Source organism: Roseibium sp. (assembly GCF_965276855.1).
In the GTDB taxonomy this organism is placed as follows: domain Bacteria; phylum Pseudomonadota; class Alphaproteobacteria; order Rhizobiales; family Stappiaceae; genus Roseibium.
Genome location: NZ_OZ255700.1, coordinates 4,320,174 through 4,343,082 on the forward strand (window position 1 = coordinate 4,320,174; position 22,909 = coordinate 4,343,082).

The 22,909-nt window shown below is 54.1% G+C and carries 18 protein-coding genes; 3 read left to right on the forward strand and 15 right to left on the reverse strand.

The window, feature by feature from the left end; all coding sequences use genetic code 11:
• Positions 1-11: 11 nt before the first annotated feature.
• The 7 genes from ACQY4Z_RS19870 to ACQY4Z_RS19900 form a co-directional block, all read right to left on the reverse strand.
• The gene (locus ACQY4Z_RS19870) at positions 12-1,187 is read right to left on the reverse strand and encodes a vWA domain-containing protein (RefSeq protein WP_428524172.1); all 1,176 of its coding nucleotides are present in this window, start codon (positions 1,185-1,187) and stop codon (positions 12-14) included.
• Between the two features lie 297 nt (positions 1,188-1,484).
• Entirely contained in the window at positions 1,485-2,543 is a 1,059-nt protein-coding gene (gene ppk2 / locus ACQY4Z_RS19875) for a polyphosphate kinase 2 (RefSeq protein WP_428524174.1), read from the reverse strand.
• 209 nt (positions 2,544-2,752) lie between these two features.
• Positions 2,753-3,811 carry a YcjF family protein gene (locus ACQY4Z_RS19880; protein ID WP_428524176.1) on the reverse strand — a complete coding sequence of 353 codons (1,059 nt, stop codon included), beginning with the start codon at positions 3,809-3,811 and terminating at the stop codon, positions 2,753-2,755.
• Positions 3,808-5,307, reverse strand: a complete 1,500-nt coding sequence (locus tag ACQY4Z_RS19885) for a YcjX family protein (protein WP_428524178.1) — start codon at positions 5,305-5,307, stop codon at positions 3,808-3,810. The genes ACQY4Z_RS19880 and ACQY4Z_RS19885 overlap by 4 nt, the downstream gene beginning before the upstream one ends.
• Positions 5,308-5,377: 70 nt before the next feature.
• A complete protein-coding gene (locus ACQY4Z_RS19890) occupies positions 5,378-5,905 on the reverse strand; it encodes a SixA phosphatase family protein (RefSeq protein WP_428524179.1) in 528 nt (175 codons plus the stop codon).
• A 39-nt stretch (positions 5,906-5,944) separates the two neighbouring features.
• Positions 5,945-6,484: a hypothetical protein gene (locus tag ACQY4Z_RS19895; RefSeq protein ID WP_428524181.1), complete on the reverse strand. Its 540-nt coding sequence runs from the start codon at positions 6,482-6,484 to the stop codon at positions 5,945-5,947.
• Positions 6,485-6,507: 23 nt separating this feature from the next.
• Positions 6,508-7,353, reverse strand: a complete 846-nt coding sequence (locus ACQY4Z_RS19900) for an AAA family ATPase (RefSeq protein WP_040452303.1) — start codon at positions 7,351-7,353, stop codon at positions 6,508-6,510.
• A gap of 315 nt (positions 7,354-7,668) precedes the next feature.
• Here ACQY4Z_RS19900 and ACQY4Z_RS19905 point away from each other — a divergent pair, with 315 nt between their 5' ends.
• The 3 genes from ACQY4Z_RS19905 (at position 7,669) to ACQY4Z_RS19915 (ending at position 12,598) form a co-directional block, all read left to right on the forward strand.
• A complete protein-coding gene (locus tag ACQY4Z_RS19905) occupies positions 7,669-9,102 on the forward strand; it encodes a flagellar hook protein FlgE (RefSeq protein WP_428524183.1) in 1,434 nt (477 codons plus the stop codon).
• A gap of 67 nt (positions 9,103-9,169) precedes the next feature.
• Entirely contained in the window at positions 9,170-11,065 is a 1,896-nt protein-coding gene (locus ACQY4Z_RS19910) for a flagellar hook-associated protein FlgK (RefSeq protein WP_428524185.1), read from the forward strand.
• 3 nt (positions 11,066-11,068) lie between these two features.
• A complete protein-coding gene (locus ACQY4Z_RS19915; RefSeq protein WP_428524187.1) occupies positions 11,069-12,598 on the forward strand; it encodes a flagellar protein in 1,530 nt (509 codons plus the stop codon).
• A gap of 74 nt (positions 12,599-12,672) precedes the next feature.
• On the opposite strand, the gene ACQY4Z_RS19920 is transcribed toward ACQY4Z_RS19915, so the two are convergent.
• The 8 genes from ACQY4Z_RS19920 to ACQY4Z_RS19955 all read right to left on the reverse strand — a co-directional run bounded on the left by ACQY4Z_RS19920 (position 12,673) and on the right by ACQY4Z_RS19955 (position 22,889).
• Entirely contained in the window at positions 12,673-12,984 is a 312-nt protein-coding gene (locus ACQY4Z_RS19920) for a flagellar biosynthesis regulator FlaF (RefSeq protein ID WP_428529616.1), read from the reverse strand.
• Positions 12,929-13,426, reverse strand: coding sequence for a flagellar biosynthesis repressor FlbT (gene flbT, locus ACQY4Z_RS19925; protein ID WP_428524189.1), 498 nt, complete (start codon positions 13,424-13,426; stop codon positions 12,929-12,931). Before flbT ends, ACQY4Z_RS19920 begins: the two co-directional genes overlap by 56 nt.
• Before the next feature lie 90 nt (positions 13,427-13,516).
• Positions 13,517-15,007, reverse strand: coding sequence for a flagellin (locus ACQY4Z_RS19930; protein ID WP_428524191.1), 1,491 nt, complete (start codon positions 15,005-15,007; stop codon positions 13,517-13,519).
• Between the two features lie 285 nt (positions 15,008-15,292).
• Positions 15,293-16,822 carry a flagellin gene (locus ACQY4Z_RS19935; RefSeq protein ID WP_428524193.1) on the reverse strand — a complete coding sequence of 510 codons (1,530 nt, stop codon included), beginning with the start codon at positions 16,820-16,822 and terminating at the stop codon, positions 15,293-15,295.
• 372 nt (positions 16,823-17,194) lie between these two features.
• On the reverse strand, positions 17,195-18,718 hold the full coding sequence (locus ACQY4Z_RS19940; protein ID WP_428524195.1) for a flagellin: 1,524 nt from the start codon (positions 18,716-18,718) through the stop codon (positions 17,195-17,197).
• A 297-nt stretch (positions 18,719-19,015) separates the two neighbouring features.
• Positions 19,016-20,539 (reverse strand): flagellin, encoded by a 1,524-nt coding sequence (locus ACQY4Z_RS19945; protein ID WP_428524197.1) that lies wholly within the window; start codon positions 20,537-20,539, stop codon positions 19,016-19,018.
• Positions 20,540-20,780: 241 nt separating this feature from the next.
• Positions 20,781-21,914, reverse strand: a complete 1,134-nt coding sequence (locus ACQY4Z_RS19950; RefSeq protein ID WP_428524199.1) for a flagellin — start codon at positions 21,912-21,914, stop codon at positions 20,781-20,783.
• A gap of 537 nt (positions 21,915-22,451) precedes the next feature.
• The gene (locus ACQY4Z_RS19955) at positions 22,452-22,889 is read right to left on the reverse strand and encodes a flagellar protein FlaG (RefSeq protein ID WP_428524201.1); all 438 of its coding nucleotides are present in this window, start codon (positions 22,887-22,889) and stop codon (positions 22,452-22,454) included.
• Positions 22,890-22,909: the final 20 nt, after the last annotated feature.

Sequence of the window (22,909 nt, forward strand, 5' to 3'; positions counted from 1 at the left end):
CAGTCGGCTGGTTAGCGGGCCAGTTCCTTCATGGCGTCCGTCAGTCCTTCCACGGTCATCGGGAACATGCGGTTTTCCATCAATTCCTGCATCATCTGGATCGAAGGCGTGTAGCGCCAGTGTTCCTGTCGGACAGGATTGAGCCAGATGGCGCTGTTGTAGAGCCCGGTGACGCGCTGCATCCAGGCGGACCCTGCTTCTTCGTTCCAGTGCTCCACCGATCCGCCCGGATAGGCGATCTCATAGGGGCTCATGGAGGCATCGCCGACAAAGATGATCTTGTAGTCGGAAGGGTATTTGTGCAGGACGTCCATCGTCGGCAGCCGCTCGGTGTGGCGCCGCCTGTTTTCCTTCCAGACTGTCTCATAAAGACAGTTGTGGAAATAAAAATGCTCCATCACCTTGAATTCGGACCTAGCGGCCGAAAAGAGTTCTTCGCAGACCCGGATGTGGTCGTCCATCGATCCGCCAATGTCGAAGAACAGCAGCACCTTGACGGCGTTATGCCGCTCGGGCCGCATCTTGATGTCAAGAAGACCCTTGTGTGCGGTCGCCTTAATCGTGTGATCGAGATCCAGCTCTTCTGCTGCGCCCGTGCGGGCAAAATTACGCAGCCGTTTCAAGGCAACCTGGATGTTGCGGGTGCCGAGGAGCTGGGTGTCATCGAGATCCTTGAACTCGCGTTTGTCCCAGACCTTCACGGCACGCCGGTGCCGGCTTTCCTTCTGCCCAATCCGGATGCCTTCCGGGTTGTACCCGTAGGCGCCAAATGGCGACGTACCCGCCGTGCCAATCCACTTGTTGCCGCCCTGGTGTCGTTTTTCCTGTTCCTTGAGGCGCTCGGCCAAGGTCTCCATGAGCTTCTCAAATCCGCCCATGGCTTCGATCTGCGCCTTTTCGTCTTCGCTCAAGTGTTTTTCGGCGAGTTTGCGAAGCCAGTCCTCAGGGATTTCAGTGACGGGCACGTCGCTCATCAGCTCCAGCCCCTTGAAAACGGTCCCGAACACCCGGTCGAACTTGTCGAGATTGCTCTCGTCCTTCACCAGAGACAGCCGCGCCAGATAGTAAAAGTCCTCGACGCTGCGCTCGGCCAGATCCTTGTCCAGCGCCTCCATCAGCGTCAGATACTCACGTAAGGAGACCGGGATTCCGGCGGATTTCAGTTCGGTGAAAAAGGTAATGAACATGCGGCGAGATTAACGGTGGTGGCGTTGGGTGTCGAGCCGTTCTTCAGGTAATCGGCTCGTCAACTGGAGGCGGTCGGACAGACAATGCGATCAGATTCGTTGCTGACCTTCGGCAACGCTTGCGATCAAGCCCTCCCGGACGCAGCGAAGCGAAGATCCGGGACCTGATGGGCACTCAGCTTTTAGAAATGAGTTCGGTTTGAATGCAAGGCACCGGCTCAAGGCCGGTGCGGCATGTAGGCGATACTTCGATCGAAGGTATGTGTTCGTCCTTGATCTAACGCCTCAAATAGTTGGTCAGCTGCCGTTTGTGGACCGGCCACCCTTGATGTCCGGATGGAGCGTCTTGCCAAGAATGTGGTGATCCCGGCCAATGACGTGATGGCCGGTGCCAACAATCAGCGGATCAGGCTGGCCGACCACGCGGGTGTTTTTGCCCGGATAGGGCAGGGAGGACAGGAAATGCTCCATGCAGTTGAGGCGAGCGCGTTTCTTGTCGTCCGACTTGACGATGGTCCAGGGCGCATCGGCGGTGTCGGTGTAGAAGAACATTGCTTCCTTCGCCTCGGTATAGTCGTCCCATTTGTCGAGAGACGCCTTGTCGATCGGGGAGAGCTTCCACTGTTTCAGCGGATCGACTTCCCGCTGCTTGAAACGGCGGCGCTGCTCGTCGGATGTGACTGAGAACCAGTATTTGAACATCAGAACGCCATCGCGGACCAGCATCCGTTCAACTTCAGGGCACTGACGCATGAATTCCAGGTATTGGTTCGGCGAGCAGAAGCCCATGACCCGTTCGACACCGGCGCGGTTGTACCAGGACCGGTCGAAGAACACCATTTCCCCGCCTGAGGGCAGGTTCTCAATGTAGCGCTGGAAGTACCACTGTTTGCTTTCGCGCTCTGTCGGCTTTTGAAGTGCAACCACGCGGGCCGCGCGCGGGTTCAGATGCTCGTTAAAGCGCTTAATTGTGCCGCCTTTGCCGGCCGCATCCCGGCCTTCGAAAATGAGAACAATGCGCTGATCGGTGTCCTGGACCCATTGTTGTGCTTTCAACAGCTCTGCCTGAAGGGCCGCTTTCCGTTTTTCATAGGGCGCCCGCTTCATCTTGTTGGCGTAAGGGTATTCACCGGTTTCGAAAACATGATTGATCGCTGCCGGATCGCGCCGCATTTGTGCGAGCTGATGTAGGCGCTCGTTAGCTTCCTTTTGTTCATCTGTTTCGGGAGCAGGGGTCGCTTGCGCTGGAGTTTTCCGGGTGCGTTTCGGAGCTGGCTTTTTGGCCGGTTCGGTCAAGGTCCCGTTGTTGGCGGGTGCCTGGGTTTTGCTTTCGGTTGTAAGTGTCTCTGCGGCCATTTTGCGTCCTCTCTTCGGGTCGCAAAATGGCTACGCCAGCAAAGTAATTTTTGCATTGATAAGGGTCAATTCCGTAGCGGTATTCCAGTCAAGATACTTATGTTTGGTTAAGTTGGTCTTGTAGATTTCGACTAGAGGTTGCTGGCGTGTTGGTGCCTATTTTCCGTGTTTGACCTTCAAGTACTTGAAAAGAGGGTTTGCTGGTACGGTTAGCTTGTTGTTTTGCTATTCTGAGACCCGGTCTCAGCTTCAGCGGAGGACAAAAGTTCGCCCATGAAGTCGGACACGCTGGGACCCTTTGTTGCAATGAACGGCGCCGGCCGGCACACGGCAATCGCGGCAATGCCAATCCTTGCTGTCAAAATTCCGTTGATGACACCCTCGCCAAGCCGTGCCGACAAGCGTGCTGCCACGCCGTGACCAAGCACTTGTGAGGCAAGGCTATCACCTGCGGCCATGCCGCCGGTAACTGCTAGATGGGCCAAGACGTGCTTGGCCAGCCGGATAAAACCGAGCGTGCCCGGACGCCCGCCGTAAAGGGCCGACAGGCGGCGGATGATGCGGACGTTTTCAAACAACACCATCAGAAGGTCAACCAACGCCCGGGGGCTGACAGCCGTAACGATGGAGACCCGCTTGGCGCTGTTCATGACGATCTTGCGGGCTTCCTGGTCCAGAGCCTGCAAAAGATCGCGCTCAGCCAGCATCACCAGATCCCTGCCGTCGATGATCTCGCGCATATGACCGCTCAATGTCTTGCGTCCAAGCGCAGTCTCCGGCCGGTCCTGGTAAATTGCGAGGAGGTCTTTCAGACCGTTCTGAGCTTTGTCAGCATCATCGGTTTCAGCAGCGGTCTGTAAACGCTCCCGGAGATCATCGATGCGCTTGAGACGGAGAACACCGGCAAGTTCGCGCGCAGTCAGACCAATCAGTCCGGCAACGGCGATGGCAGCAAGGGCGACGCCAAGCCATCCAAGCCAGTCGGTTCTGGAAAAGAGATCCCGGATCAGACTGTCTACGGCCAGGCCAATGCTGAGGGAAACAAGACCCCCGAGACCAACCAGAAGCCATTTGCCGAAGCTGGAGCCAGACTTGGGTGTGCTGGCCGAGCGAGGGAGGCGTGGGGCTTCCTCGTCAAGCACCTCTTCGGTGACCAATGCGTGGCCGGCAGATGGGTTTTCAGCATGGTCATCGGAGAGCTGAACCTTGCTGTCATCGAGACGGAAGGCGGCCGGTTTGCGGGGCGGGCGGTTGTTCGTATCGGTCATGCCAGACGGTCTCCGAGAAGGAATTCCAAGGCCCGGTCGAGGCGGATATGGGGTAGCGACAGTGTCAGGCCTTCTGCGGTCGTGTCCAGCTTCGGCGGCCGGAACCGCATGAACTGCAGTGAAGGATCAGTCTGACGTGGAGTTTGGCCGGTGTCTTGAGAAAGTGATTCAATATCCTCAAAGAGCATGTTGGGGTTTTCCGGTAAGTCTCCGGGAAACATCGCGATTTCGGTATTCCCGTCGTAGGTTTCACCGTTGATCTTCTCGCCTGGCAGCGGTGTGCCGAGGATCGCCGGCAGCTTCTGGCCCTTGTGGCGGACACTGGCTTCCCGGGTCGCGCGCACGGCTGCGAGCGCAAGGACATTAACTTCAGCGCCCTTAAACCGGGCGCGGTCAGCGGCTCTGCCCACCAGGCGGTGGGTGATCGCTTCCAAACGGTCGTGATCGGTGCGGTGAACATGGTCGGCCTTGGTCGCTGCAAAGAGGATCCGGTCAATCCTTCGGCTGAGAATGGACGACAGCCAGCTCCGGCGGCCCGGCCGGAATGCCGACAGCACTTCGCTCAGAGCAATTTCCAGATCCAGCATTGCATGTGGGCCCGCGTTTAGAGCCTGCAGGACATCGACGAGGACGATCTGCCGGTCCAGCCGTGCAAAATGGTTGCGGAAGAACGGGCGGATCACATGGGTCTTGTAGGCCTCATAACGCCGCTCCATCATCGCGCGCATCGTGCCCGTCCGCGCCGGGGGCGCATCCGGGGCAATGTCGAGTGGGGCGAAGGTGAGCGCTGGAGACCCGTCAAGGTCGCCGGGCATCAGAAACCGACCGGGTGGCAGCATCGACAAGGCATGTGCATCAGCGCGGCAGGCGCTCAAATAGCTTTTAAAAGCCGCTGAGAGTTTTTGCGCAGTTTGTTCATCTTCCGGAGCATCCTCTTGTGCAGCGGTTTCATCCAATGTCTCAAGGTAGGGTCCGGCAATCGATGATCGGTGCTCTTTCCGTGCCCGCGCAACCGCCTCTGCGGAAAAGGTTGCGTAGTCCTTGTCCAGCAAGGGCAGATCCAAAAGCCATTCGCCGGGATAGTCGATGAGGTCCAGATGCAAGCGGCCCGGTCCAAGTTTCCGGTAGACATATGAGGCACTCTCATAGTCGATGGTCAGTCTGAGTTCGGACACCTGCCGTGTGGATTGCGGCCAGATCCGGTCCTTGACCAGGGCCCGAACATGGCTCTCGTAGTCGAACCTCGGAACCGCATCGTCGGGCTGAGGCTGCAGGCGTGCACCGGTCATCCTCTGACCCGCTGCGGCGCTGAAGACAGGCAGGCGGCCGCCATGCACCAGATTGTGCACGAGTGATGTCAGGAATACGGTCTTGCCCGCGCGAGCAAGGCCGGTGACGCCAAGACGCAGGCTCGGCACGGCCAGGTCTGTGGCGGCGTCTGTCAGATTGGCAAGGGTCAGCCGGGCTTCTTCGGCGAAATTTGTAAGGGTTGTCAAGCAATGGCCTCCATGGCCGTCATGTAGGCGTCAGTCCATGGACTTGCAAATATGAGAAGCGCTTTGAAGGCTAGTCGTCTAACTGCGCGGCGAGATCTCGAGGCTTGATGAACCGCTCCAGATGGCCGGTTCCGAATTGCACTTCGTCCCAGCTTGCGATGTCGAAGTCGATGACTGCGAGCGCTCCAGTGGGGAACTTGATCCGCAGATCTGCCATGGCATCTGCGTCACCTGTTCCGGCGAGTTCGATTGCTGTCTGCTCGGTGGCCGGGTTGTGTCCAATCACCATGAGCTGTTGGGCCCGTCCGCCATGGCGCCGGATCACGTTGGTATAGCTGAGATCGCTTTCGTCGTAGATGTCCGACAAGAGATGGATCTGCGCTTCCTGGGGTTGAAAGGGCAGGGTGCGAGAGAGCGTCTCGCGGGTTCGCAGAGAAGTCGAGCACAGGATGCGGTTTGGAAGGAGGTTTTGTTCGCGCAGATACCGCCCCATCACGCGGGCAGCGGATTTCCCGCGTCCGTTCAATGGACGGTCAAAATCTGCAAGATCGGCGTCTCCCCAGTCGGATTTTGCGTGCCTAAAAAGGTAGAGACGCATGCAGATGCCCTCGCTTTTGTCCTTTGGAGCCGAGCCGGGTCAATTCTGGCGGGCCAATGCTTCTGTGAAAGACGCGATTGCCGGGCCAATGTCAATTTCCTGGGTTGGTAGAGTGTAGGCCATCCATAGGGTGAAGTCGGCTTTCGCACCGGCAAAATGCCAGAAGGTTTCGCATTGGGTCGCGTTATCCCGCGTTCCGGTCTTGAAGGAAATGCCTGTCTCGGCCGGGCCGCTTAACAAGATGGATTCAAACCCGGCTGATTTATAGCTGCGTGAAAAACTGACTGCTTCGCGGCGTCCTGAGCCTTGCAAGTGCATCCGCAATACCGCGGTAATGCCGTCGCGGCCGGTATAGATGCAGCCAGCCAGGCTGGAGCCATCACCTTCCATCACCTTGATACGGTAAAAAGCTCCAATAACATCCGGGCAGCGCAGGCCGGTGAAATGCCGCAGGCCCTCTACATCGCTCTGCCAGCCAGCCTCAGCTTCCGGGCTCACCTGGGCCTCGGCGGCATCAATGCCGGAGAGTGTCCAAGCGCCGATCAAGCAGAGGAGGGCAAGTTTGGCCAGATGGAGCATGTCAGATGCGTCCCGTGATCAGATTATCCCCGTTCCCGGCGTGCCATGAATGCCAGACGTTCAAAAAGGTGGACATCCTGTTCATTCTTCAGCAAAGCACCGTGCAGGGGCGGAATCAATTTCCCACTATCCTGTTGGCGCAAGGTCTCAGGGTCAATGTCTTCATTTAGAAGCAGCTTGATCCAATCGATAAGCTCCGAGGTTGACGGCTTCTTCTTCAGGCCCGGAACATCCCGGACTTCAAAGAACATGCGCAGTGCTTCGTTGAGCAAGCGCTGCTTGATACCCGGAAAGTGAACTTCGACGATTTCTGTCATCGTCTCGGCATCCGGAAATTTGATGAAGTGGAAGAAACAGCGGCGCAAGAACGCGTCCGGCAGGTCCTTTTCGTTGTTCGACGTAATGATCACGACGGGGCGCTGTTTGGCGCGAACCGTTTCACCTGTCTCGTAAACGTGGAACTCCATGCGATCGAGTTCGAGCAGAAGGTCGTTCGGAAACTCGATATCCGCCTTGTCGATTTCATCGATCAGCAGAACAGGTTTTTCCGGGGCCACGAACGCATCCCAGAGTTTGCCTTTGCGGATATAGTTGTTGATGTCTTTAACGCGTTCGTCGCCGAGCTGGCTGTCGCGCAGGCGTGACACCGCATCGTACTCGTAAAGTCCCTGCTGCGCTTTTGTCGTCGATTTGACATGCCATTCGATCAAAGGGGCGTTGAGCGCTTGAGCGACTTGTTCAGCCAGGACAGTCTTTCCAGTTCCCGGTTCGCCCTTGACCAGAAGGGGCCGCTCGAGTGCGACAGCGGCATTGACCGCAACTCTCAAATCCTCAGTAGCGATGTAACTATCAGTGCCTTCGAAGCGCATGTGGGTGTCCCTGTTATTCACGTGGCCGAAAGGTGGCAGGCGGGCGCTTCGGATGCAAGTCAGCTTTTTGCAGAGTGTGCCGGTTGATCACCGGTAAGTGGAGAGTCTTGCCTGTCCGGCGGGAAGTTTTTGCCGCTCCGAGCAGGGTGTGCCGCTGGTATTTGCCCATGAATGATCGAGGTCGCTTTGCGTATGTGTTTGAAATTGTTCATTTAACATGATTTTTTGGAAGTTTGGCACAGTGCTTGCTAATCCTCTTCGAAATCGGGCTGTCCTTGTTCAGGAGCAGGCCCACAGTGACCAAGAGGACGAAACATGGGTATTTACGGGGCGATCAACTCCGCCGTTTCTGGTTTGTCAGCGCAGGCGACCGCGCTTGAAAATATCTCGGGCAACGTTGCGAACTCACAGACGGTTGGCTTCAAGCGTCTCGATACGACCTTCTCCGATCTGGTATCCGGTGGCGGTTCCACGCAGGCCGACCAGGTATCCGGCACGACCTACTCTACATCGCGGGCAACCAACACTGTTGCTGGCGACATCTCTTCCAGTCAGGTCGATACCTATATGGCGATCAATGGCAGTGGGTATTTTGTCGTCACGCAGGCTGCTGATTTCGTCGACGGTTCAACAACCTTTGCTGACGATACATTCTACACTCGCGCCGGGGACTTTGAAGTCAACAAGGAGGGCTACTTCGTCAATCAGTCCGGTTATTACCTGAAGGGTTTCCCGCTTGATCCGACAACCGGTAACCCTGTTGGTGACAATCCGTCTGTCATTCAGATCAACAGCCAGCCTCTGGCGGCGAGTGCGACCACAACAGTCAATTATCAGGCGAGTTTGCCGCGGGTCCCTGCAACGACAAACTATGACGCAAATACCGCAAACTCTGAACTCCTGAACAACGGTACTAACGGTGCGCCGGGGCCAAACTTGGGTGCGACCGAAATCGGGGATACCGGCACTCTCGAAGCGGATTTTCTGGCGTCTTCAATTTCCGGCGGGGCTGTTACAGCTTACAATTCAAATGGTTCTGAAGTGCCGCTCAACGTCCGATGGGCCAAGGTTGATAACACTGCCGGGGCTGAAGTCTGGAGCATGTATATCGATACAGGCGGAGAGACTGGGACGTCCTACTATAAAGTTGGCGACGTCACCTTTGATGGTACCGGGCAGGTGACTACTATTGCCACTACAGGCGCAACGGCAGGTCTCGGTGTTACGACCGATGGTACCTCAAACTTCACGCTTGATACCATCACGGTTGGCGGTGTCACGGCTGGTACTGCCGCCAATGCCGCGGACAGCATAACCATCTCCTTTGCAAACGGGTCTTTGACGCAGTTTGCTGATCCGGACGGGATTGCGACATCGGTCAACCTGAACCAGAACGGTTATGCCGCCGGCGAACTCACGAACATCGCCATCGATGAATCTGGCCGGGTGATCGCGAGCTACTCCAACAATCAGACCCGGGCGCTCTACGAGATACCTCTTGCAACCTTCCGGGCAGAACAAAACCTTCGGCGTGTGGATGGTGCCGGATTTGCCGCAACATCCGACTCGGGTGATGCCGACCTTTCAGGAGGCGGGGCAGTCATTTCAAATGCTCTTGAGCTTTCGAATGCTGATATCGCAGATGAATTCTCCAAACTGATCATCACGCAGCAGGCCTATTCGGCAAACTCCAGGATCGTCACGTCTGCAGACGAGATGCTGGACAGCGCCTTGAACATGGTCCGGTAACCCAAAAAAGCCGGCGGCATAGTCCGCCGGCACTTCCCTTTCTGAGTATTTCCAAGGAGTAGCCGCAATGGGACTTACAAGCGCCCTGAACACAGCGGTTTTCGGCATCGCATTCAATCAGCGGCAGATCGATGTCACCGCATCGAACATCGCAAACGCTGATACGGCCGGCTATTCCAAGAAAACCGTCACAGCAAACGCCTACTTCGACGGCGAGGGGAACGTTGCCGGCCTTGTCTCCAATGAGATCAGCCGGATCATCAACGAAGAGATTCAGTCAGACTATTTCAACTCGCTCGCTGATACGAACTACGGCAAACAGATTGCTGCATTTACCGACCGGCTCGACGATATCTTCGGCACGATTGGTGATCAGACTGGCCTATCAGCCCTGGCAGGGGAGTTGACTGCGGCTTTGTCGTCGATGGTCAATCAGCCCGGCAATTACGCGGCACAGCAGGAAGTGGTGGCTGCAGCTGATGCGATGGCACGGGAGTTGAATTCTTCCTACCAGCAGATCGCAGACTTGCGCCAGGAAGCGGACGAAGCGCTTGCTCGTCAGACAGAGACCGTGAACAGTCTTTTGTCCAGCATTGAATCAATCGATGCGGCCATTCGCGATGCCACACAGGCTGGCGTTTCGAGCTCGGAAATGGAAGACGAACGCGACCGCCTCGTTGAACAGCTTTCCGGCTATCTGGATCTCAATGTAAGCAAAACGACCACGAATACGCTGTTTATCCAAACTAAAAGCGGTCAGCCGTTGTTCTCTGACGGCGAGGCAGCCACACTTGCTTTTCAACAGACAAACAGATTGGGAGCCGATCAACAAGGCAACGCTATTGTCGCGACGACGGCAGGCGGTGCCCAGTTCGATATTGTACCTGCCGGTTCAACCGGTCGCGATCGCACCATTGGCACCGGCCTTATGGTCGCAACCATGGAGTTGCGCGATGATGTTCTTATAGAGGCGCAAAAACAGCTGGATACGATCGCAGCTGAGCTGTCCCTCGCGTTTTCCAACGTAACCCAGGCCAGCACGGCTGCGACCGTTGGTCCGGATACCGGCTTTGACCTTCCGGTATCCGGTCTTCAGTCCGGCAATACGATCAGTCTGGAGTATACGAACTCGGCTGGGCAGTCCCAGACCATCACGCTCATGGCTGTCAGTGACCCAACACTGTTGCCGCTGGCCAATACCGCAACGACCAACCCAAATGACACGGTCGTGGGTATAGACATCTCCAGCGGCACACCGGCTACGTACGTCACGAACATCATTGCGGCGCTCGGAACCGCGGCGCCTGACCTACAGGTTTCAAATGATGGCAGTAACAACCTTCGGGTTCTCGGTGACAGCACGACTTTACCAAATGCCACAACGGTCCAGAGCTTGTCAGCGAACATTACCCCGACGGCAAACACGGATCAGGGATTGGGGCTGTCGATCTTTGTAGATCAGCGGAACGGCACAGAAATCTTCACTGATGCACCGGAAAATGGCGGGCAACGGGTTGGGTTTGCGAATGGCATCAGTGTAAACTCGGCTTTGCTTGCAGACAGTTCTTTGCTCGTCAATTACCAGACGACCCCAACAGCAAACTCCGAAAACGATCCGGCCCGCGCTCAATATCTTCTGAACGCGTTGACCAACGATACCGCCTATTTCGACCCGGCGGCCGGGCTGGGCAGCAGTACCAGCCCGTTTCAGGGAACTGTTCTGGATTACATCAACCAGACGGTTGCCTATCAGGGTAATCAGGCTGCGGACGCAAAGACTTATTCGGATTCCAAGGAGGCTCTGACGCTCAACCTGGCGATCCGGTACGAGGAGAGCTACTCGGTCAATCTCGATGCGGAAATGGCTTTCCTGGTGCAGCTTGAAAACGCCTATTCAGCTAATGCCCGCGTCATGCAGACGATCAATGATCTGATGCAAGAACTCCTGAACGTAGTGAGGTAGAGTATGCCTGTATCATCCATCTCAACGTCGCGGAGTTACCTCACCAGCCAGTTGCTGAACCTCAATGACAAGCTCACTGAGAAGACAACACAGTTGGCGAGCGGAAAGGTCGGCAGCACTTATGGTGAGATCGGCGACCGGCGCCTTCTCGATATCCAGTTGACGCAAAAAGTCAGCCTGATCGAGTCCTATCAAGAGACGATCACCATCTCCAATCTTCATCTCGAAGCCATGACCGTGTCACTGGATCGGTTGGAAGATATTCGGCGTGATGCCAAATCGGCGATGGATACCAATGACTTCGTGATCCAGAGCGATGGTCAGACCCAGACCCAATCAAGAGCAGAGCTTTTGCTAAACGAGGCTCTGAATATCCTGAACACAGAGGTTGCCGGCTATTATCCGTTCGGCGGTACGGATGCCATCTCAGATCCGGTCCAGGCTATCGATGTGATCATGGATGGTGCAAACGGGCTTTCAGGCCTGAAGACCTACATGAGTGAGTTCTCGCAGGCTAATCTCGGCGCCCTCAATAATGGCCGGATGACCGTGTCGGCCTTGACGACAACTCCTGGGCCTGTGGATTCCACATTCACGATAGCAGAAGATGGAACGCATGACTTCGGTTTTGACATTTCTTCGGTAACGTCGACGCTGACAAACGTGACACTGACTGGACCCGGAGGAGGGGATCCCGATACGTTCGATGTCCAGTTTACCGGACAACCCACCCTCGGCGAACAGATCGAAATCACGTTGACGCTGCCTCCGGATCACACCAAGACGACGAAAATAACTTTGACCGCAGCGGCCTCCAATGAAGCGGAAGGGACCTTTGCTATAGGGGCTGATTTGGCCGTAACCGCGCAAAATCTCCGCGACGCGATCGCTAAGGAATTGGAAGATTCCGCAAAGACGACATTGAAAGCTGCGTCTGATACTTGGGCATCGAATGAATTCTTCAGCACATACAACGGCGAAGTTCCGCAGAGGGTTGCAGGTCCGACTTTCACGACTGCTACGGCGCTGACGTCTGGCGCAACCGACACCGTTTCTTGGTACACAGGACGGAACACGACCACAACAGATCCCCGGACCGACAAGAACGCGATCATCGATACCAATTTGACGGTTGAGTATGGCGTGCGGGCCAACGAGAAACCGCTCCAAGAGCTTGTGCAAACACTTGCTACATTTGCTGCTGCGGACTTCTCAGGCGGCGCTCAGTTGGATGAAGAATATTACAATGCGCTTTCAACTGATCTCCGGGCCATCCTGCAGCCGCCCGGAATTGATCAGTCAGGCATCGTGGACATCTCGACGGACATTGCCATCGCTCACCGAACGTCCAGCCTTACGGATCAGCGCCATATACAAGTGGTGAATACCTATGAGGCGACGATCGGGGAGATCGAAGGCATCGATCAGGACCGTCTTGCGGCGGAAATCCTGCAGCTCAGAACCAACATTGAAGTCTCCTATAATGCATCTTCGATCGTGTTCAATCTGAGCCTGGCTGATTTCCTAAGGTAATACCATTAATTCAACTCGAACCAAAAAAGCCGGCGCAATTGCGCCGGCTTTTTTGGTTCCCAGTATCGATGAAGTTATTCAGGCTTTGCCCGAAGACCTTCGGCAATCGTCCGGTTGATGTTGATCAGCGAACCAAGCTTTTCCGGATCTTGAGTCGTAATCACGTTCATCGTCTGTTTGAAGACGAAAACGCCCAAGGATCCGATGTTGTTCTTGATCTCTTGCGGTAAGGAACTTTCGTCGCTCGTCGCAGAAGTCACAAGAACCGTCCAGAGTTTGCGGTTGTAGATCAGCGCATCGTCGACCTCTGCGAGGGAAAGGTCGTCCCATTCATCCTTGATCAGCTGGAGCCGGGCTGCGGCTTTCATCAGCAGAGTCGCTTCCAGTTCCCGCGGCGATACCGGCGCCGCCTGGCTGGTTTTCTGATAGGCCTGAGCTGCCTGTTTGTACATGACTGATCAGCGTCCCTTCATACTCAATGAGCTTACGAGCTTCTTTCAGTGCCTTGTAGAAGGATCCGGATATGATCGAGTTACTTACCCTTGTGACATAGGGAATCGTGCTCGGCGCGGCCTTCACAATATCATTGACCAGGGTAAAGTAACTCTCCTTAACCCTCTCAAGGTCGGTGGATAAATACATCAACTGAACAGCGAGATAGACGCGCTTGGCTGGCGTATCCGCGGTTTCAGGTGTGAGAATGTCCTTCTCTCTGAGAATCGGCGCCTCGCCCTCGATGAACAAGCGGGTCCTTTGATTGTCATTGGTTATTACGCTCTCACCAATGATGATCCGTTCACCCGGCTTTAACTCGACTTTGAGAGCCATTTCTTGACCTCCAGCGTTGAGTATCGGAGCCAAACGTTAACAAATAGGTTAACGCTGTCCTCCGAAACCTGCCGTTTCCGGCTCATTTAATTAGCCGAACAGACTCAACACGCTCTGTTCTGCCTGGTTTGCCAGGGACAGAGCTGTCGAAGACAACTGTTGGCGGGTTTGAAGGGCCAGCATATTGGCTCCTTCCTCGTTCATATCCGCGATTGTGAGGTCTCCAGCGCCGACTTCAAGCGTATTGATGATATTTTGGGTAAAATCCGTTCGGATCTCAACTGTGGATAGCGCGGTCCCCAGACTTCGAGCCGAGGTTCGAAGTTCATCCAGTGACGCATTGATCGCCTGAAGTGTGCGCTCAATGTCAGTGTCAGTCTTAAACTCTGACGCAGTTGCGCTCAAGGCAACTGTCCCTGAGGCCGATGCCAAGCGCATTCGGTTAAAATCAGTGTTGTCACTGGAAATGTTGAACGACACTTCACCGATTAGGCTGATACTGCCTCCCGAAAAAGTCGCATCAAGACCTTTCACGTTGTTTATTAGTTTTACCAGGTCATCGACGGTCGTTTCGGCGTCAATTTCGAGTGAAGCTGGTTCAAAACTGTTACCATCCGTTATTGTGATCGTGTCACCGGCCTTAAAACCACCTGAGGTAACTAGCGTCGCTGTGGAGGAGAGGGCGCCGGCCGTTATTGTTGTCGTACCGGCGGTGATGCCACCATCAGATGCGCTGCCGCCACCATTGTTGTCTTTTGTTATTGTGACGTTACTGTTTAGGCCGGTAACCAGCGTGATGGAGTCAGTCGTTTCGTTAAATGAAGCATGGACACCTGACAAGTTGTCGAGTGCATCGACGTAATCTTGCACGGTCACTATGTCGACACCCACAGTCAAGGTGGTCGTGGTAGACCCATCTGAGATCATGACGTGGTTGTTATCGGCAAAAGCAGCCAGATCAGTAAGGTTGGAAGATGCTTGAAGGCCCGTGAGAGTGAGTTGACCGCTGCCACCGAACAAGTTGAATGAGGATGTGCCGCTTGCACCGGTGGCCAGATCGTCCAGATTAAGACCTGCGTCGAGCGTTGTATCGGTAAAGTCGACCGGGTTGACTGTCAGGTTGGAGGTGCTGTCCTCGTTGAAGATGACTTCCAGCTCGTTCCCGGCACCGGCAAGCAAGTTCTTGCCTTTATAGCCGGAATCCTTGGCCATGTCTTCGATCTGCTCAAGGATGGCGTTGTACTGGATCGCAAACTGCCGTCGCTCGTATTCACTCGAAGTCTGCAGCGCCTGGTTTGCGATCGCCTTTGCGGACTCAACAAGCTTGGTAATCGAGGTGATACCGTCGTCAGCCGCCCGGAGTGTCTGAACGGCTTGCCCCATATTGTCCAAGAGATTGGACAAATCATTTGCTCTGTCGTTTAGGGATTGCGCCGTGAAATAGGAATTCGGATTATCAAGCGCCGAATTCACCTTAAGGCCGGTTGCAAGGCGGTTCTGAGTTGTTTCCTGGAATGCTGCTGTCTTTTTCAGTGACAGGAGGTTATCGCGAACCGCGCTGGAAAGAACAATATCAGGCATCTGGCTTCACCGCATTTCCTGTTCAGTACTCGTACAGGCCGCCACCGCATTCAATGCGCAGGAGTGGACTGTGTCTGTAAATCTAAACGGAAAGTTAATCGGTGATGCACGGATTAACGTTATTTAAATAAAAGTTACCAAAAGCTTTCTTTTAACGCTTTGAATTTACGAGCAAAAATTTTGACTGTCTTCAAAGTAATTGTAATCAGGTAACAAAAACGGCGGGTGTCGAACCCGCCGTTTCTGATTTTTCTGTCGCTTTTGACGCGAGACTGATTCTGCTTTTTAGAACAAGGACAGTACGGTCTGATCCGCCTGAGAGGCGAAGGACAGGGAGGTCGAGGCCAACTGCTGCCGAGTCTGCAGAGCAAGCAGGTTTGCACCTTCCTCGTTCGTGTCTGCCAAGGTTAGTTTGCCCGCACCTTCTTGGAGTGTGTTCACGATCGATCTGGTGAAATCTTGCCGGTTTTCAACAATCGAGAGGTTGGTACCAAACTCGGATGCCTGTGTTCTCAGGTTGTTCAACGCATTGTTGATCCTGGTGAGAACCCGGTTGATGTCATTGTCCGTGGCAAACCCGGAGTCTGAAAGGGCGGACAGGGACTTCTGTCCATTTGTCGTCGCCGCAAACGCTTCACTGGCAAAGTCGGTATTGTTGGCGCCTGCACGGCTGCTTTGTACCGTCAGATCAGTTTCTGACGTAATGCTCAAACGGCCTGTTGTGTTGTTGTAGCTAGACGACACTCCATTGAAATCATTAATGAAGTTGACCAAGTCGTTGACGGTTGTTGAGGCCTCGATTTCAAGGGAGCCGAGTTCGTAGTTGTTGCCGTCAGTCAGCGCAATAGTGTCGCCGGCCTTAAAGGAACCACTGCCGATCAGTGTCGCACCTGAAGTTAGCGCGGAAGCGTCGACCTCGGCAGAAGACCCGATCGTGATGGCAACCGAAGTTGAAGCTGCGGCTGTATCGTTAATAATCAAGTCTTCGTTGCTGTAGATGGTCAACTGTCCGTTGGTCTCGTCGAACTCAGCCCGAACACCTTCCGTGGAGTTCAATTCATTAACAAGATCTTGGACTGTAGCACCTGCTGTGACTTGAGAACCGGCAATTACGGCCGGCGCCGTTGCTTCAATGTTGTTGATAAACTGCAGCGTCGTCGTTGTCGAAATCGCTGTGGACTCACTCAACGTGGAGCTGGAATTCAAAGAGCCATCGGCACCAGTGAGGGTGATAGTGGTCTGGCCGCCACTCAGGTTGAACGCGGTTGCCCCCCCTTCACCTTCCGCAAGGTCCGACAGGTTGAGGCCGTTGGACAGAGAGGTTTCTGTGAAGTCTACGGCAGAAATGTCCAGGCGGGATGTTGCGTCTTCGTTGAAGATTGTCCGCAGATCGTTGCCCAAGCCTGCAAGAAGGTTTTTGCCCTTATAGCTGGAGTCTTTGGCTGTGTCTTCAATCTGCGTCAGCAGTTCGTTGTACTGCGCTGCAAATTGCTTCCGCTCATACTGACTTTGGGTTTGCAGGGCCTGGTTGGCTTTTGCCTTTGCGGATTCAACCAGCTTGGTGATGCTGGTGATACCGTCGTTGGCTGCCTTGATGGTGTTGACCGATTGGCCCATGTCATCCAGCAATGAGCTCAAGTCGCTGGCGCGTGAATTCAGCGAAGATGCCGTGAAGAAGTTGCCCGGATTGTCGAGCGCAGAGTTCACTTTCAAGCCCGTGGCCAGTTTGTTCTGGACATCAGCGGTCAAGATAGAGGTGTTTTGGAGGGTAAGCAGGTTCTGCCGGACGGCAGCCGAAAGCGTAATGCCTGACATCAATAATCCCTTTCCTGGGTCATATGTTCAGCTGCTCTTCCTGAGCAGGTTGGTATCAGAATTCCTTGTTAACCTTAATCAATGGTAAAAAACTTGAAATATGCAGGTGGTGGAAAGTAAAGCCGTTTCCAGTCATTGTAAAAAATATCAATTAATTTAGAGAATAACTTCCAAATATATTGTAATAAATAACAATGTTTATAATGCCCGGAAGTGTTGTCGTTAACATGTTTTTTGGCTGAATTGCTGGCTTTTACGGCTGTTTGAGGGGGAGGGAATAGGGAATTTGAAACAGGCAAAAAAAACGGGCCGATGGGCCCGTTTTCTGGAAATCCAAGTGATTTAGGACTGTCTGACGACAGCTGTTTGGACTTAGAACAAGGATAGAACCGTCTGATCAGCCTGAGAAGCAAAGGAGAGGGACGTTGACGCCAACTGCTGACGAGTTTGCAGAGCCAGAAGGTTTGCGCCTTCCATATTTGTGTCTGCAAGCGTTAGCTCTCCAGCCCCTTCCTGAAGCGTATTTATCATGGCGGTGGTGTAATCCTGCCGATGCTGGATCGTTGAAAGATTCGTCCCGAACTCTGACGCTTGGAACCGCAGAGTGGAAAGCGCGTTGTTCAAGCGGTCAACGACGCGGTTGATGTCGCTGTCTGTAGCAAAGCTGGAATCCTCCAATGCCGACAAGACGACACCGTCATTGTTTGCATTGAAATTCTCAGCATTGAAGTCGGTGTTGTTCGCGCCATTGCGTTCGCTCGCCAATGTCAAATCCGTCTCTGCCAAAATACTGAACCGGCCCGTGGCTTTGTTAAACGAGGCATCTACTCCTTGGAAGTCATTGACGAAGTTGACCAGGTCTCCAACTGTTGTGTCTGCGCCAACTTCCAGAGATCCGAGTTCATAGTTGTTGCCGTCAGTCAATGTGAGTGTGTCCCCGACTGCAAAGGAGGCGCTATCGACAAGCTTTGCAGTAAGTGTGTTATAGGCAGCGGCCGTTACATCGGCTGCATTTCCAAGCGTAATGGCAGTCGCGGCACCAACGCCTGCGTCAGAAATCCGGAACTTGTCGTTGCTTAGAATGGTCAGTTTGCCGGTTTTCTCATCAAACTCAGCGCGTACACCTTCCGCTTTATTCAACTCGTTGATGAAATCCTGAACGGTTGCGGACGCGGATACGTTCGTGCCCATGAGCGCCGGAGTTCCGGATTCGTTAAATTTGACGAAACTCAGCGAAGTGGTTGTTGTGATGCCGCTGGATTCATGAAGTCGTGAGCTTGAGTTCAAAGCGCCATCTGCACCGGTGAGGGTCAGTTCCACCTTGCCTCCGGTGATGTTAAATGCCGTCGCGCCGCCTTGTCCTTCAACGAGATCAGTTAGGTTCAAGCCGGTGGAAAGTTCTGTCTGCGTAAAGTCGACAGCCTCCATGGTCAACTTTGATGTTCCGTCTTCGTTGAAGATGGTGGTCAAGTCGTTGCCTGCGCCGGCCAGAAGGTTTTTGCCCTTATATGAGCTGTCCTTGGCAACAGCTTCGATCTGTTTCAATAGATCATTGTATTGCGCAGCAAACTGTTTTCGCTCGTATTGACTTTGTGTTTGTAGAGCCTGGTTTGCTTTTGCTTTTGCAGATTTCACCAACTCTGTGATGGTCGTAATCCCCTTATCCGCAGCTTTGATTGTCTGCACGGACTGGCCCATGTCGTCGAGCAAAGTGCCGAGGTCGTTTGCCCTGGCATTGAGGCCGGAAGCTGTGAAAAAGGAATTCGGATTATCCAGGGCCGAGTTCACCTTTTTGCCGGTCGCCAGCTTGTTCTGGACGCCGGACATGAAATCAGCAGTGGATTGGAGAGTAAGCAGATTCTGCCTTACGGCAGCCGACAGGGTAATGTCAGACATTCAAGATCCCTTTCCTGGGGTCGTGACGCCTCTTCCTGAAGCGTCAGAAATTACATTGTTAAAAATAACAATAAATAATGTCTCGCACTCTATGGTTAACAGAGGTTTAACGACCTGCAGGAAGCAATCTTCCAGACGGTCCGGCGGGCTCAGGGGCTATGCGGAAGAGGTGGGGAGGCGCGTCTGTCAGGATAAGACGGCAGTTCTATCGGGCGAGTATTCTCAAAAATCATGAGTCAAAAAAGAAAAAGGCGGGCCGGGGCCCGCCTTTCCAGATCGTGCTTAAGACTTTCTGTCTTAGAAGAGACGCAGAACGTTCTGGTCTGCCTGAGATGCGAAGGACAGTGAGGTCGAGGCCAACTGCTGACGTGTCTGCAGTGCCAAGAGCCGCGCGCCTTCCTCGTTGGTGTCCGCCAACGTCAACTTACCGGCACCTTCTTCCAACGTGTTGATCAGGCTCCGGGTGAAGTCCTGACGGTTTTCAACGATGGACAAGTTGGTACCAAACTCGGATGCCTGGGTTCTCAGGTTGCCGAGCGCATTGTTGAGCTTGCTCAGTGTCCGGTTGATTGCGGTGTCCGTCGCAAAGCCGGAGTCAGAAAGCGCATTAATGCTGAATGAGCCGTTGGTTGTTGCCGAAAAGGCTTCACTCGCAAAGTCCGTGTTGTTGGAACCCGAACGCTTGGAGTTGATTGTCAGGTCGGTTTCAGATGTAACACTGATCCGGCCACCAGAGAAGCTTGAGCTCACGCCATTGAAGTCGTTGATGAACGTGTTCAGATCATCAACTGTAGACGATGCTTCAACTTCAAACGAACCTAACTCATAGCCGTTACCATCGGTCAGTGTGATGGTATCGCCAAGAGAGAAGGAGCCGCTATCCGTCAGTGTTGAACCTGACGTCAACGCAGATGCATCTACCTCGGCAGAAGACCCGATCGTGATGGCAACTGAAGTTGAAGCTGCGGCTGTATCGTTGATAATCAAGTCTTCGTTGCTGTAGATGGTCAACTGTCCGTTGGTCTCGTCGAATTCAGCCCGAACACCTTCTGTGGAGTTCAGCTGATTTACGAGATCCTGGACTGTAGCACCTGCTGTGACTTGTGAACCGGCAATTACGGCCGGGGCCGTTGCTTCAACGTTGTTGATGAACTGCAGCGTTGTCGTTGTCGAAATCGCTGTGGATTCACTCAACGTGGAGCTGGAATTCAAGGAGCCATCGGCACCTGTGAGGGTGATGGTTGTCTTACCACCGCTCAGGTTGAACGCAGTCGCGCCGCCTTGGCCTTCTGCCAAGTCGGACAGGTTCAGACCGGTAGACAGGGTTGTGTCGGTGTAGTCAACAGCGGAAACATCCAGTTTGGACGTGGAGTCTTCGTTGAAGATGGTCCGAAGATCGTTGCCTGTACCGGCCAGCAGGTTTTTACCCTTATAACCCGCATCCTTTGCAGTATCTTCAATCTGCGTCAGCAGTTCGTTGTACTGAGCAGCAAATTGCTTCCGCTCGTACTGGCTGCCCGTCTGAAGCGCCTGGTTGGCTTTTGCTTTTGCGGATTCAACCAGCTTGGTGATGCTGGTGATACCGTCGTTGGCCGCCTTGATGGTGTTGACCGATTGGCCCATGTCATCAAGCAAACCACCAAGGTCGCTAGCGCGAGCATTAAGAGCAGATGCTGTGAAGAAGTTGCCCGGATTGTCGAGCGCAGAATTCACCTTTTTACCGGTGGCCAGTTTGTTCTGGACATCGGACATGAAAGATGCGGTCTGCTGTAGGGTGTTGAGGTTCGCACGAACCGCGCTGGACAAAGTAATGTCAGCCATTTTGTTTCCTTTCTAGGAACACGAGATACACAGCCCCTTCCTGGGACCGGTGCACATCAAACGGCTGAATCTGGAAACGGAATCTAAACAAACATGGTTAACGGGCGTTATGGATAACGTAAAGTAAATGCGTGTGGGCGGCGGGGTTACACCCCGTCGCCTGAAACTTTATTCTTTTCAATGGTCTGCATCAACTCAGGGCATTTCTCTTAAAACCCCGTGAGCGTGAGTGCAGGCTGCCTTAGAACAGTCGCAGCACGTTCTGTGATGCCTGCGATGCCATGGACAGGGAAGTGGACGCCAGCTGTTGCTGCGTTTGCAGTGCCAGGAGGTTCGCGCCTTCCACGTTCGTGTCAGCAAGCGTCAATTCACCAGCGCCTTCCTGAAGCGTGTTGATCAGGGAATTGGTGAAGTCCTGTCGGTTTTCGACGATCGATAGGTTGGTACCGAACGTGGAGGCTTGGGCTCGTAGAGTATCCTGTGCCGATTTGAGGGCAGTCAGTGATGCTTCGATTTTCGCGTCGGTATCAAAGTCACTGATGGATCCGCCAAAAGCGAGCTCGCTTGACCCTTTGGAAAGCGTTACGCCTTCTCCGCCAAACGATAAGTCACCAGTTGCTACGGTATAGGAGGCAGTGATGCCGGTCATGGCGTTCAGCGATGTTGCCAAGCCGTTTACAGTAGTGGTGGCGTCAATGGCGACAGTGCCGACTTGATTGCCGTCCTTATCGGTGACGGTAAGGGTATCCCCGGCGCTAAAGCCCGAATGGGCCGTAAGCAAAGTACCGTTGGTTGCCGCATCAGCGGCGATTTCCAGGGTTGCGTTCGAGGAAGAGGATGTAACACTGAGGTCCTTAAGACCCAGGCCGGTGTCACTTGCAACATCGGTGTAGTCGACGGCGGAGATATCCAGTTTGGAAGATCCGTCTTCGTTGAATGTCACTGACAAATCGTTGCCGGATCCAGCGAGCAGGTTCTTGCCCTTGTAACTTGAGTCTTTTGCCAGATCTTCCATCTGGCCGAGAAGGTCGTTGTATTCCTTCGCGTACTGGGCCCGCTGAGCCTTGTCTGACGTTTGCAGCGCCTGGTTGGCTTTTGCCTTGGCTGCATCGACCAGATCGGAGATCGCGGAAATACCTTTGTCTGCTGCTTTCAGTGTCTGCACACCCTGGCCCATGTCGTCGAGCAGGGTGCTGAGGTCACTCGCGCGGTTCTCCAGGCCTTTTGCCGTGAAGAATGAATTCGGGTTGTCGAGCGCGGAGTTCACCTTCTTGCCGGTCGCCAGCTTGTTCTGAACATCTGACATCATTTTAGCGGTCGAAGTCAGAGTGTTGAGGTTGGCCCGTACGGCATTGGTGAGGGTGATGTCGGACATTTCTTTTCCTTCCTTGGAAAAACGCAAAACAAGATTCCCGTCCTGGGGATCACCGACCAAGAAAGACTATAAGTATTAATGACAATGTAAAAAATACGGTTAGCAGAAATTAAGGTTAACAAAGTCCTACAGTCTTAATTTGGCTGAAACGAGCCGTTTCTGCAAGGAAGACTGCTGTGTTTTTGGGAGTGAGTGCTTTAGCCGAGCGGCCTAACGTTCTCTTTCGAACGATTTTCTTAGACTGTTCCAACCCGTAGCTGACCGATGTTGGTTTTGATTTTGGCGACGGCTGATTGAGGGGAGACCTGGGGAGCGGTCGATCACGCTCGGATGGATACTTGCAAAGCCGGTTGGACTGTCGGCAACGGGAACTGCGGTCTCAGTGGGAATGACAAGCTTCTACCCGGGCGATAGGCTCGACACGATGCGGGAGCTCATCAAATGACAAAGCAGTTCAGATTGTGATGTTTTGGAAACTGGAAATAGATATCCGTGCCCCATGAAGCATGGGTCCAGAACGAGCCGTTCAACCGTGGTTTACACAGTGCGTTGAACGGCTTCGTCTTCAGAGCTTGAGCGCTGCTGTTCTTCGACCTGGGTCCGGTAAGCGGCAACCGTTTCGCTGTAGGCACGCAGCCTCAGCAGAGTTTCGCTCGGAATCTGGCGAATGACATCGCCTGTTTCCGTGTTGGTCGCGACGTAGATGACGCTTTCGCTATCTTCGTCGAACACGTTCTGGCGTGTCACGGGTGGCGTGTAACGCTCCAGTGCAGACTGATCAGCGCGGCCTTCACTGGCCCTATTCTGTTCGTTTGTCGCAGCCCGTTGAGATCCAGATGAATCTGCAGAAGGACGGACAGTGTCCTCCGCCGGCAAATCCGTAGAACTTGCCGGTTGATCTTTTTCCGGGGCGCGTGTCACCGGCGTGATCGCCGTATATGTCGGCGATGGAGGCCGGACTAATGCGGTATCCATTTTGCCCTCCGGGTAACGTC